Consider the following 12241-nt stretch of genomic DNA (forward strand, 5'->3'; position numbering starts at 1 on the left):
GCTGGCGTCTCCGTCAAGGTCCGGCCCACATGTTCGGAGGCGATTGGCTACAGTTCAATGCTGCTCACCTCAGGCCGGAGAGGCCGCCGAACCCGCAAAGGACGGGCTCATGTCGTTTCACCTGACGCGCCGCAGAGCGCTGCTCCTCGGCGGAACGGGCGTTCTGGTCGCGGGTGGAACGGCGGCCGGCATCGTGGCCCTCACCGGCCGGGAAGTCACGGCCGACATCGTCGTCTTCGGCGCCACGCCAGCGGGAATCATCGCTGCCGTTCAGGCTCGTCGGATGGGCCGCCGAGCGGTGATCGTCGAGCCCGGTTCGCACGTCGGCGGCATGATCACAGGCGGACTGGGCAACTCCGACCTCGGCGCCAAGGAATCGATCGGTGGGCTGGCGGCAGAGTTCTTCCGCCGCGTCTACGCCAAGTACACCTCGACGAAGCACACCGCCGACTCGCCGATGCGATACACCTTCGAACCGCATGTCGCGCGTGAGGTCATGGACGACTTGCTGGATGAAGCAGACATACCGGTCTACACCGGCCTACGCCTTCGGCGGGCGGTCCGTTCGGGGAGCCGCATCACGGCCTTGGAAGCCGACAACGGCCAGACCTTCACCGGACGGGTCTTCATCGACGCCAGCTACGAGGGCGACCTCATGGCTGAAGCTCGGGTGGACTGGCTTGTGGGGCGAGAGAGCAACGGCACCTTCGGCGAGGCGTACAACGGCGTCCATCTGAGCGTCGAACGGCAGCACACCCTCTTCGTCTCGCCGTACCGGACCGAGGGGGTCACCGCATCGGGGCTACTGCCCGGGATCATCGCGTCGATCGGCCCGAACGGCAGCGCCGACGACACGATCCAGGCGTACAACTACCGGATGTGCCTGACCAAGTCACCGGATCGCATTCCGTTCCCGAAGCCGGAAGGATATGACTCCGCGGACTACGAACTGCTTCGGCGTCTGGTCAGATCCGGTTACACCGGCGACTTCTTCCGAGCGTTCGAGGTCGGGCGTCAGAAGTTCGATGTCAACACCTCCGGCCCGTTCTCGACCGACTTCATCGGCGCCAATCACTCGTACCCCACGGCCTCGGCGGCCGAGCGCGCCGCAATCGTCGCCGAGCACCTCCGGTTCCAGCAAGGGCTGATGTGGTGCCTCGCAAACGACCCGGGCTTGCCGCCCTGGGTACGCGAACAGACACAGCAATGGGGGCTTGATCCGGGCGAGTTCACCGAGACTGGAGGCTGGCCTCCGCAACTCTACGTCCGCGAGGCACGCCGCATGCGATCGGCGTACATCATGACGGAGCACGACTGCTTCGGAACCACCAAGGCCCCTGACTCGGTGGGATTGGCCAGCTACTTCGTCGACTCACACAACTGCAATCGTGTGGTTCACACGGAGGGCGTCCTCAACGAGGGCAGCGTTGCCGTACCGGTCGCGGGTCCGTTCCCGGTCAGCTATAGATCCATCGTTCCCATCGCCTCACAGTGCACCAATCTTTTCGTTCCGGTCTGTCTGGCGGCGACTCACACCGCGTACGGATCGATCCGGATGGAGCCGGTCTTCATGATTCTGGGCCAGTCGTCCGCCACGGCCGCAGTGATGGCGATCGAGTCCGATCAGGACGTCCAGGCCGTCGACTATGGCCGCCTCACCGCACGATTGCGCGCCGATGGCCAGGTGCTGGCATGGCCGGCCGACGCCGCAGACGTCATCCTCGACAACGGCGGCCCTGGTGTGTCGCGCGTCGGCAAGTGGGCGAGCAGCAAATCCGTCGGCGGGTACTACGGCTACGACTACGAACACGACGCCAACGCACCGAAGGGTACAACGAGCATTTCCTTCGTTCCGAAGCTTCCCGCTCAAGGCATGTACACGGTTTATTTGCGCTGGACGGCGAAGGCCGATCGAGCGGGCAACGTGCCGGTCGACATCCTCCACTCGAGCGGAACGACGACGGTGACGATCGATCAGCGTTCGTCCGGCGGCGTATGGGTGTCGGTCGGATCCTTCCGCTTCGCGGCCACCGGCAAGGAGAAGGTGACCATACGCACCGACGGCACCGACGGAGTCGTCGTGGCCGACGCCGTACGATTCGCGCCAGACTGACCGGACCACCCGTGATCGGCGGTTCGGCTGGTCAGCCGCGGCGCTGTATTGTCTGGTCCCATGTCGATCCCCTCGGACCCGGAACCGGTCCTCGATTCGCGGGAGATCGCCCACGGGGGCGATGAACCGGAAAACTCAAGCCTGGCGGACGCGACGGAGCAGCCGCCGGCCAAGAAGCGGCGACGTTGGCTTCGTGTCACGCTGTGGAGCCTTGTCGTCCTGGCCGTGATCGCCGGCGGTACGCTCATCGCGCTCCGCCTCTACGTCAAGTCGGTCGAGAACAAGGTGACGCGGGTGGACGCCTTCGCCGAAGTCGTCGAGTCGGAGCGACCGACGAAGCCGGCCGAGGCTACCAAGGCCATGAACATTTTGATCCTCGGCAGCGATTCGCGGAATCCGGACGTCGACGGATCCCGGACCGACACAATCATGCTCGCCCATGTGACCGCCGATCACTCAAGCGCGCAGGTCGTCTCCATTCCCCGTGACACCTGGCTGGACATTCCGCGCAGTGCCAACGGGCACGGCGGGGTGAAGGCCAAGATCAACGCCGCGTTCGCGTGGGGTGGCATCCCGCTCATGGTTCGGACGGTGGAGCAGTACACCAAGGTTCGGATCGACCACGTAGTCGTCATCGACTTCGCCGGCTTCGCCCAGGTGGTCGACGCGTTGGGCGGCATCGAGGTCAACGTCGAGAAGGACTTCACCTCCATCCATCCGCCGTACCGGAAGTTCAAGGCGGGCATGCAGCATCTCGACGGCACCGAGGCGCTCGACTACGCGCGCCAGCGCAAGCAGTTCGCGGACGGCGACTTCGCACGAATCAAGCATCAGCAGCAGGTCATCAAGGCGATCCTCACGAAGGCCACCAGTGCCGGCATTCTGACCGATCCGGGAAAGCTGAACGACTTCCTGAAGGCGACCGCGAGCGCCATATCGGCGGACAAGAAGTTCGACCTGTTCGGCACGGCCATGGACTTGCGTGGCATCAGCAGCAGCAAGATCCGGTTCATCACGAATCCGACGACCGGCACCGGGTGGGAGGGTTCGCAGAGCGTGGTTTACGCCAATAAGTCCGTCGCCGCGACGCTCTTCGACGCGATCAACAAGGACACCGCGGCCACCTGGCAGCCGTCCAAGTCCTAGATTCGAATCGAAACGGAGGGCCGCCGGGATTTCCCGGCGGCCCTCCGGCGTCTCAGACGAGTTCGGGGAACCAGAGTTTGATCTCGCGCTCGGCGGACTCGGTCGAGTCCGAGGCGTGCACGAGGTTCTCCCGGTTGGACAGTGACAGGTCGCCTCGGATGGTGCCGGCCGCGGCCGCCCGGCCGTCGGTCGCGCCGACGAGCGTACGCACGACGGCGATCGCCTCGTCGCCGGAGATGATCGCCGCGAGCAGCGGTCCCGAGGTCATGAACTGCTTCAGCGGCGGGTAGAACGCCTTCGTGACGTGCTCGGCGTAGTGCGCGTCGGCGAGCTCGGCGTCCATCGTGCGCAGCACCAGCGCGTCGATCGAGAGCCCCTTGCGCTCGAACCGGCTGATGATCTCCCCGACCAGTCCCCGGCGTACGGCGTCCGGCTTGATCAGTACGAGCGTGCGCTCGGCCACGAGGTTCCTCCTGGGTTCGTGCTGCGCCCCTTTTGTGAGCGTGGTTCATCAGCAGACTACCGACCGAGCCGGGCAGGCCACGGCGAACCCCCGCCAGCCACACCCGATCGGCCCTTCCGCAGGCCGCGACGTCCCCCTATGTTTACTCCAAGACGCCGACTTCCCCCGCTGTGGCACGATCGGGTCGTTGGGGGACGACGGTCGCCGGGGAGGGACGAAACGTGGCAAACGGCCAGCGGAAGAAGATCGGGGCAGTACGCGCGACCGGTGCGGTGGCCCTGGGCTCGCTCGGCGTCTTCACCGCGATGGCCGGGCTCGGCCTGACGAGCTGGCCGCTCGGCGCCGTCGGGGTCGCCATGCTGATCTTGGCGGTCGCGCTCCTGCTGACCAGTTCGTTCCGAGGAGCCGACCGGGCGTTCGTCGTCGGCACCGCCCATGTCCTGGAAGCCACCGAACCGCCCGCCACGCTGACGCACGGCCGCATCGAGATGCACCTGCAGATCGAAGCGCCCGGGCATCCGCCGGCGTCCGTTCGCGTACGCGATCCCCGGGTTCCGGTGGCGAAGTGGCCCACCGTCGGCGACGTCCTGCCGATCCGGGTGGCCGTCGACGACATCCGCCGCGTACGCGTGCTCTGGGACGAGATCCTCACGCACACGCAGCGCTACCAGGACGATGCGTACTCGGAGTACGAGGGCCTCGTCGACGACGACCCGCTCTACGACGACCATGCGAGCCGCCCGGGGCAGATGCGGTTCGAGGACTACGACGAGGACGACCGCGAAGATCTCGCCGGTTACCGGGACTCCGACCTCGCCGAGGAGGTCGCCGCCGCCCGGGCCGCGCAGGGGCCGCCCGTGGACGACGAAGGGCCCGAAGGGCCGGAACTCCCCCATCGCCGCCGTCCCCGGCCCCGCCCGCGACGGGAAGATCGGCGGGAGGATCGCCGCGAGGAACCGGCCGAAGGCGGCGGGACGACGCAGGTCCTGGAAGGCCAGATCGTCGAGGGCCCGGACGCTCCGCTGCGGGTCGACATCATCGACTTCTCCGAGGCGACTCCGTCCGCGTTGGGCGATCTACCGCCGAATCCCCGCATGAGCCCGGAGGACGGCGGGTTCCTCGGCCGCACCGAGCCGCCGGTCGACCCGATCCCGGCGTACTCGGCGCACGGTGGCGGCTCGGTGAACTCCGTCGGTGTGACGCTGCTGGTCGCCGACGTGGATCGCTCGGTGGCCTTCTACCGGGACCTGCTCGGCTTCGACGAGATCGACAGCGGCTACGGCAACGCCGTCCTGTCGTCTGGCGACACCCGTCTCGTGCTGCGGCGGGCCGAGGACCTGACCGCGGGCAACCGACGCCTCACGCACCTGAACCTCGAGGTCGACGACCTGGACCGGGTGCACGCCGAACTCGTCGAGAAGGGCGTCTCCTTCACGTACGCACCACGCGTAGTCAACCGCGGCGAGCGCCTGGAGCTGTGGGCGGCTGCCTTCCGCGACCCCGACGGGCACGCGGTGAACCTGACCCAGTGGCGCTCCCGCCACTAGTCTCCGCCTCACCCGTTCACCTGCAGATCACGGTTGCGCAGGCCGTGGAAGCGCTCCCAGCCATGCATAACCGTGATCTGCAGGAAAAGAAGCAGGAAAGAAGCGAGTCAGGAGAGGATCTGGCGGCGTACGTGCAGCACGTAGAGCCAGGCGATTCCGAAGACCACCCCGACGGCCGCGATCATCCAGTGCGCGAGCCCGCCGACGATCAGCACCACCTGGAGCGCCCCACCGGCGGGCCAGGCCCAGGGTCGGCCCATCATTCCGGCCAGGGTGAAGGCCGCCACCGCGGTCACGATCAGGATGATGATCGCCGCGTTGGGGTGCCCGGTGCCGAGCATGCGGATCGGGGCGATGCCGAGCAGCAGGGTGAGCCCTTCGAGCGACAGTGCCGCCGCGCCGAGCCCGCGAACGGCCTTCTCGGGGTTGCGGAGTCCTGATTGGGTCATCGCTTCAGCAGCCTCCGGGCGTCGGCCACGGTCACGACCGAGCCGGTGATGAGTACGCCGACGCCGCTGAGCGGGCCGTCCTGATCCTCCTCGGCGAGGACGACCGCTTCCGAGATGGCGTCGGGCAGGTCGGGGACGATGTGGACGCGGTCTTCGCCGAAGATCTCGATCGCCAGCGCGCCGAGCTGGTCGGGCGCCATCGAGCGCGGCGACGAGTTGCGGCTGACGACGATCTCGTCGAGCACCGGTTCGAGTAGCTCCAGTACGCCGTGCACGTCCTTGTCGGCGAAGGCGGCCAGGACGCCGACCAGCCGATGGAAGGTGAACTCCTCGGTCAGCGCGGCGACGGTGGCGGTCATCCCGTGCGGGTTGTGCGCGGCGTCCAGCAGGATCGTCGGCGCGCTGCGTACGCGCTCCAGCCGTCCGGGCGAGCTCGCCGAGGCGAAGCCTTCCCGGATGAGTTCGATGTCGAGCTGCTTGACCTTGCCGACGCCGCCGCCCGCACCGAGGAAGGCCTCGACGGCGGCCAGCGCTACGGCGGCGTTCTGCGCCTGGTGAGCGCCGTGCAGCGAGATGAAGACGTCCTCGTACACGCCACCGAGTCCCTGGAGCGTCAGCACCTGGCCGCCGAGCGCCACGTTCCGCTGGATCACGCCGAACTCGAGGCCCTCACGGGCGATTGTCGCACCGACGTCCGCGCACCGTTCGAGGATCGGCTCCATCGCCTCCTCGGGCTGCTGCGCGCAGATCAGCGTCGATCCGGAGTGGACGATCCCGGACTTGGCCAGCGCGATGTCGTACACCGTGTCGCCCAGCCATTCGGTGTGGTCCAGGCCGATCGGCGTGATCACGGTGACGCCGGCCTGCAGGACGTTGGTCGAGTCGTCCGCGCCGCCGAGGCCGACTTCGACCACGGCCACGTCGACCGGGGCGTCGGCGAACGTCGCGAAGGCCAGCGCCGTGGTCATGTCGAAGTACGTCAGCGGCTCGCCTGCGCCGGCGACGTTACGGTCGTCGAGCAGCTTCGCGACCGGCGCGACCTCGTCATAGATCCGCGTGAAGCGCTCTTCGTCGACCGGCTCGCCGTCGAGGCTGATCCGCTCCCGCACCGTCTCCAGGTGCGGGCTCGTGTAACGCCCGGTGTGCAGGCCATAAGCCCGCAACAGGCTGTCGATCATCCGGGCCGTCGACGTCTTGCCGTTCGTCCCGGTCAGGTGAATCGACGGGTACGCACGCTGCGGACTACCGAGCACGTCGAGTAGTTCGGTGATCCGCCCGAGGTCGAAGACCATCCGGGTGAAGCCGCGAGATTCCAGCTCCCCCTCGGCGGCCCGCATCTTCTCCGAGACTTCGTCGCTCATGATGCCCTCGTCATGCGCTCGGGAGGGCGGCGAGTGCGGCGTCGATCCGGGCCAGGTCGGATTCGGCCGCCGCCAGCCGCTGCTCGATCTTGGCGACCACCTCGGCCGGAGCCTTGGCGGTGAACGCCTCGTTGCCCAGCTTGGCCCGGCACTGGGCGGCCTCCTTCTCGGCGGCCGCGCGGTCCTTGGTCAGCCGCGCCCGCTCGGCGGCGACGTCGATGCTGCCCCGGGTGTCGAGTGCGACGGTCACGCCACCGGCGACGGTCAGCGTCGCCGTCGCGGCGAACCCGTCGGCCGCGTGCTCTAGGCGTACCAGCGAGAAAATCAGATCCTCGTGGCCGGAGATGCCCACGGCCTCGAGCCCCGCGAGCGTCGCCGCCACCCGCTGACCGGGCTTGAGGCCCTGGTCGGCCCGGAACCGGCGGACCTCGGTGACCACCCGCTGGAGCGCCTCGAGCTCGGCCTCGGCCGCGTCGTCGATCAGTCCTTTGTCGACGGTCGGCCACGCGTCCGAGACGAGCGTCGGACGGCGGGTGAGCGCCGACCACAACTCGTCGGTGACGAACGGGATGACCGGGTGGAGCAGCCGCAGCAGCTGGTCGAGGACGTGCCCCAGCACCCGCCGGGTACGCTCAGCGCCCTCACCCCCGGCGGCGAGCACCGGCTTGGCGAGTTCGACGTACCAGTCGCAGACGTCGTCCCAGGCGAAGTGGAACAAGGCGTCGCAAGCCTTCGCGAACTCGAAACCCTCGAAGTACTCGTCCACCTCGGCGAGGGTGTGCTGGAGCCGGGACAGAATCCACCGGTCCACAGCGGACAGTTCAGTGGGCAGCGGCCCTTCGACGGTCGCACCGTTGAGCAGGGCGAACCGCGTGGCGTTCCACAGCTTGTTGCAGAAGTTGCGCGCGCCCTGCACCCACTCTTCGCTGACGGCGACGTCGGAGCCGGGGTTCGAGCCGCGGGCCAGGGCGAACCGGGTGGCGTCGGCGCCGAAGCGGTCCATCCAGTCCAGCGGGTCGACCACGTTGCCGAACGACTTCGACATCTTCTTGCCGTACTGGTCGCGGACCATGCCGTGCAGCGCGACCACGTCGAACGGCTGCTTGCCGTCCATCGCGTAGAGCCCGAACATCATCATCCGGGCGACCCAGAAGAAGAGGATGTCGTAGCCCGTGACCAGGACACTCGTCGGGTAGAACTTGGCCAGATCGGCCGTCGGCTCGGGCCAGCCGAGCGTGGAGAACGGCCACAACGCGCTGGAGAACCAGGTGTCGAGGACGTCCTCGTCCTGCTTCCAGCCCTCGCCGGACGGCGGCTGCTCGTCGGGGCCGACGCAGACGACCTCACCGGCCGGGCCGTACCAGACCGGGATGCGATGGCCCCACCACAGCTGTCGCGAGATGCACCAGTCGTGCATGTTGTCGACCCAGGCGAAGTAGCGTTTGGCCAGCTCGACCGGCTCGACCCGGACCCGGCCGTCGCGGACCGCGTCGCCGGCCGCCTTCGCCAGCGGCCCGGTGTTGACGAACCACTGCAACGACAGGCGAGGCTCCACAGTGGTCTTGCACCGGGAGCAGTGGCCGACGGCGTGCAGGTAGGGACGCTTCTCCGCGACGATTCGGCCCTGCTCCCGCAGCGCCGCCACGATCGCCGGGCGCGCCTCGAAGCGGTCGAGGCCCTCGAACGGGCCGTGCGCCGTGACGACGCCGCGCTCGTCCATGATGGTGAGCGAGGGCAGCGAGTGCCGCTGGCCGATCTCGAAGTCGTTGGGGTCGTGCGCCGGAGTCACCTTGACCGCGCCGGTGCCGAAGGCCGGGTCGACGTGCTCGTCGGCCACGATCGGAATCCGCCGGCCGGTGAACGGCAGCTCGACCTCGGTGCCGATCAGGTGCTGGTAGCGCTCGTCGTCGGGGTGCACCGCGACCGCGGTGTCGCCGAGCATCGTCTCCACTCGGGTGGTGGCGACCACGATCGCGTCGTCACCGTCGCCGTAGCGGATCGAAACCAGCTCGCCCTCGTCGTCCGAGTGCTCGACCTCGATGTCCGACAGCGCGGTGAGACAACGCGGGCACCAGTTGATGATGCGCTCGGCCCGGTAGATCAGGCCGTCGTCGTAAAGCCGCTTGAATATCGTCTGCACTGCCCGGGACAGGCCGTCGTCCATGGTGAACCGCTCGCGGCTCCAGTCGACCGAGTCGCCGAGCCGGCGCATCTGGCCCAGGATCGCGCCGCCGGACTCGGCCTTCCACTCCCAGACCTTCTTGACGAAGGCCTCGCGGCCGAGGTCGTGCCGGGACAGGCCCTCGGCGGCGAGCTTTCGCTCCACGACGTTCTGGGTGGCGATGCCGGCGTGGTCCATGCCCGGCAGCCAGAGCGTCTCGAAGCCCTGCATGCGCTTGCGGCGGACGATGGAGTCCTGGATCGTGTGGTCGAGGGCGTGACCGATGTGCAACGATCCGGTCACGTTCGGCGGTGGGATGACGATGGTGAACGGCGGCTTGTCGCTCGCGGCGTCCGCGCTGAAGTGCCCGTCGGCGACCCACTGCTCATATCGGCGTTGCTCCACCTCACCGGGCTGGTACGCGGCGGCGAGCTCGACGGTCGAGGGGGTGTTCTGGGCAGACTCGGTCACCAGGTCAGTCTACGGACCGGCTCGGTACGCCCGACCGCGGCGGTGGCCTCGAAGCGCTGAGACCGTTTACGATCGCCCGGCACCCCCGCAAAGGAGCCAAACCGTGACCTACCCCTCCGGCGGCTCGCAGCCGTCCTCCCGCGTTGAGCGCGACCGCGCACAACCGGGGCCCGCCGGGTACCGGCCGCAGCACGGCTACCAGCCGTCCGGCGGACACGGCGACGACCCCCACGACCCGTACGCCCGCCTCGGCGAACTCAACGACAGCTTCGCCGATCAGCACACTGCCGAATACCCCCGCCAGGTGTACCCCAGTCAGGTGCAACCAGGCACTCCGCAGCCTCCCGCAGCCGCACCACCCAGCTTCGCCGACGCCGCAGCCGCCGCGACCGCTTTCGACGACCCGCCCCGGAAGCGCGGCAAGCTCAAGATCTTCCTGGCGGTGGCGCTCGTCATCGTGCTCGCGGGTGGCGTCGCCGGCTACATCTTCGGCAAGCCGATCATGGCGGAGTACCCCGCCACCGTGTCCGCCCCGGACACCATCGCCGGCTTCCCTCGCTCGACGTCGCCGGAGCTGAAGTCGATCGGCGACCAGATGGACAGCGACCTCAAGCAGGGCGCAGGCTTCTCGACCACCGCCGCCGGGGTCTACCACAAGGAGAGCGACGCCCAGCAGAAGATCGTCATGATCTTCGCGGGCACCAAGCTCATCCTGCGCCCGCAGGCCCAGCTGAACTCGGCGTACGGCGCGATCGAGTCCGGCGGCCTGCCGATCACCGGGCGCAAGGCCGTCCCGGCCGGTTCGCTCGGCGGGCGCGCGGAGTGCGCCACCTCAGTCACCGGTGGCGTCAAGCTCGCCATCTGCGGCTGGGCCGACCACGGCTCGCTCGGCATGGTGATGTTCTTCGACCGGAGTACGACCGAGGCCGCCAAGCTGCTGCTCGACTTCCGGCAGACCATCCAGCACCGCTGACTCTCCCCACCCGCCCGCGCTTCTCACGCCCGGGCCGGTGGGGCACACAGGATCGTCGCCGCGCCATAGGATCGCGCGTGTCCCTCGCAACCGACGTCCCGATCGCCCCGGCCGAGCGCCGTCGTCCCTGGGCGTTCGCCCTGTTCTGCCTCGCGCTGCTGGGTCTCGCGATCTGCGGAACGGGGTTGTGGATCGGCGTACCGATCGCCCGCGAGTATCCGGCGACCATCACGATCCCGGATACCGTTCTCGGCCTGCCCCGGTCGACCGACAGCTTCCACTTAGACATTCCCGCTGACGCCGTCGGCCAAATCGCGATCTATGGACACCCGGACAAGCTCCCCGTCGTCGTGGTGGTCGCGGGCGCGGGCTTCACGCTTCGGCCCGACCACGATGTGCGGCGCCTGCTGGCGGAGGTCGGCGCCGCCTACGACGAGATGGGCTCGGTCACCGAGGTGCCTGCCGGAGATCTCGGCGGCGTCGCCAAGTGCGCGTACGTCAGAGACAAGGAGTGGTCCGGTCACCGCGGAGTGATGTGTGGGTGGGCCGACCACGGCAGCGTCGGAATCGTCACCTTCGTGCCCGCCGACGATCTCCAGGTCGCTGGGCGCGAGATGGTCGACGTACGGTCCGCCGTGGAGTCACGCTGACAAGGTCCGCGCTTGCTAAGCTCCGCGGGTCGCGGGAGGTCAAAATCATGACAGAACAGCACGATAAGGTACGCACAGAGCAGGTACCGGCAGCGCGATCAGCGTCCGAGCCCCAGTCGACGGTCTTGTCCCCCGAGTCGGGGGAGATCGTCACCCCGCCGAGTGTCGCCAGCCGCTGGGCCGGCTGGTCCCGCCGTCGCCGTTGGCTGGCGATGACAGGCTCCGTGGTCGGCTGTGGCGTACTGGCCGCGGGGATCACGTTGGGCCCGACGGGTTATCGGATGTGGACGCAGAAAGACGCCACGCTGACGACCCCGGCCAACGCCGCCGGCCTCACGCTCGACACGACGGACGCCGCCAAGTCGGCCGCCGACGATCTGCGTACGGTGCTGGACGCCGGCTTCTCCCTCAACGACACCGTCGCCGGGGTCTACGGCGATCCCGAGCACGCGTCGCGATCGGTGCTCTTCGTCGGCGGCAGCGCTTTCCTGGCCCGGCCGGCCAAGGAGCTCGACAGCCTCTTCGCACTGCTGGACGACCAGGCGGGCGGCGTACGCGACGTCGTGGAAGTGGACGCGGGATCGCTGGGCGGCGTGATGCGCTGCGGCACCGCCGAAGGCTCCGACGCCATGACGATCTGCGGATGGGCCGACTACGGCAGCATTGCGCTCGCCATGTTTCCCGAACGCGATAGCGAGGAATCCGCGACTGTCATGCGCGATCTGCGTACGGCGATCGAGCACCGAAAATAGTCCCGCGATTAGTTCGCCGAACGCAGTCCGGGTACGCAAATGAGCCCCCGCTTTCGCGAGGGCTCATTTGGAAGTTTGTCCGGCGGTGTCCTACTCTCCCACACCGTCCCCGGTGCAGTACCATCGGCGCTGGAGGGCTTAGCTTCCGGGTTCGG

At 68.3% G+C, this 12241-nt stretch carries 10 protein-coding genes and 1 rRNA gene; 6 read left to right on the forward strand and 5 right to left on the reverse strand.

Features of this window, described 5'->3' with window-relative positions; translation table 11 throughout:
- Window positions 1-109 precede the first annotated feature (109 nt).
- Entirely contained in the window at window positions 110-2113 is a 2004-nt protein-coding gene (locus HOV77_RS27035) for an FAD-dependent oxidoreductase (RefSeq protein WP_290866451.1), read from the forward strand.
- A 60-nt stretch (window positions 2114-2173) separates the two neighbouring features.
- Complete coding sequence (locus HOV77_RS27040; protein ID WP_290866452.1) at window positions 2174-3259, forward strand: LCP family protein; 1086 nt, start codon at window positions 2174-2176, stop codon at window positions 3257-3259.
- A gap of 52 nt (window positions 3260-3311) precedes the next feature.
- Here the strand turns inward: HOV77_RS27040 and ndk are convergent, their stop codons facing one another.
- On the reverse strand, window positions 3312-3722 hold the full coding sequence (gene ndk, locus HOV77_RS27045) for a nucleoside-diphosphate kinase (protein ID WP_290866454.1): 411 nt from the start codon (window positions 3720-3722) through the stop codon (window positions 3312-3314).
- Window positions 3723-3943: 221 nt separating this feature from the next.
- On the opposite strand from ndk, the gene HOV77_RS27050 reads away from it, so the two are divergent.
- Entirely contained in the window at window positions 3944-5269 is a 1326-nt protein-coding gene (locus HOV77_RS27050; RefSeq protein ID WP_290866455.1) for a VOC family protein, read from the forward strand.
- Between the two features lie 107 nt (window positions 5270-5376).
- Here HOV77_RS27050 and HOV77_RS27055 read toward each other — a convergent pair whose 3' ends face one another.
- Genes HOV77_RS27055 through HOV77_RS27065 form a run of 3 tightly spaced genes read right to left on the reverse strand, consistent with a single transcriptional unit; the run spans window position 5377 to window position 9711 of the window.
- Entirely contained in the window at window positions 5377-5718 is a 342-nt protein-coding gene (locus HOV77_RS27055; RefSeq protein WP_290866457.1) for a DUF4233 domain-containing protein, read from the reverse strand.
- Window positions 5715-7079, reverse strand: a complete 1365-nt coding sequence (locus HOV77_RS27060; RefSeq protein ID WP_290866459.1) for a folylpolyglutamate synthase/dihydrofolate synthase family protein — start codon at window positions 7077-7079, stop codon at window positions 5715-5717. The genes HOV77_RS27055 and HOV77_RS27060 overlap by 4 nt, the downstream gene beginning before the upstream one ends.
- Before the next feature lie 10 nt (window positions 7080-7089).
- Entirely contained in the window at window positions 7090-9711 is a 2622-nt protein-coding gene (locus HOV77_RS27065; RefSeq protein WP_290866461.1) for a valine--tRNA ligase, read from the reverse strand.
- 103 nt (window positions 9712-9814) lie between these two features.
- Here HOV77_RS27065 and HOV77_RS27070 point away from each other — a divergent pair, with 103 nt between their 5' ends.
- The 3 genes from HOV77_RS27070 to HOV77_RS27080 all read left to right on the forward strand — a co-directional run bounded on the left by HOV77_RS27070 (window position 9815) and on the right by HOV77_RS27080 (window position 12086).
- The gene (locus HOV77_RS27070; protein WP_290866463.1) at window positions 9815-10684 is read left to right on the forward strand and encodes a hypothetical protein; all 870 of its coding nucleotides are present in this window, start codon (window positions 9815-9817) and stop codon (window positions 10682-10684) included.
- 77 nt (window positions 10685-10761) lie between these two features.
- Entirely contained in the window at window positions 10762-11334 is a 573-nt protein-coding gene (locus HOV77_RS27075; protein WP_290866465.1) for a hypothetical protein, read from the forward strand.
- 47 nt (window positions 11335-11381) lie between these two features.
- Window positions 11382-12086, forward strand: coding sequence for a hypothetical protein (locus tag HOV77_RS27080; protein ID WP_290866467.1), 705 nt, complete (start codon window positions 11382-11384; stop codon window positions 12084-12086).
- Between the two features lie 77 nt (window positions 12087-12163).
- Here the strand turns inward: HOV77_RS27080 and rrf are convergent.
- Window positions 12164-12241, reverse strand: a 5S ribosomal RNA gene (gene rrf / locus HOV77_RS27085); the annotation flags it as partial.

Source organism: Hamadaea sp., from assembly GCF_013362815.1.
Classification (GTDB): Bacteria; Actinomycetota; Actinomycetes; order Mycobacteriales; family Micromonosporaceae; genus Hamadaea.

What these genes read in the sequence shown, in the direction of transcription:
- HOV77_RS27035 (WP_290866451.1), top strand. Translation starts at nt 110, where the DNA reads ATGTCGTTTCACCTGACGCGCCGCAGAGCGCTGCTCCTCGGCGGAACG.
- HOV77_RS27040 (WP_290866452.1), top strand. Translation starts at nt 2,174, where the DNA reads ATGTCGATCCCCTCGGACCCGGAACCGGTCCTCGATTCGCGGGAGATC.
- HOV77_RS27055 (WP_290866457.1), bottom strand. Translation starts at nt 5,718, where the DNA reads ATGACCCAATCAGGACTCCGCAACCCCGAGAAGGCCGTTCGCGGGCTC.
- HOV77_RS27060 (WP_290866459.1), bottom strand. Translation starts at nt 7,079, where the DNA reads ATGAGCGACGAAGTCTCGGAGAAGATGCGGGCCGCCGAGGGGGAGCTG.
- HOV77_RS27080 (WP_290866467.1), top strand. Translation starts at nt 11,382, where the DNA reads ATGACAGAACAGCACGATAAGGTACGCACAGAGCAGGTACCGGCAGCG.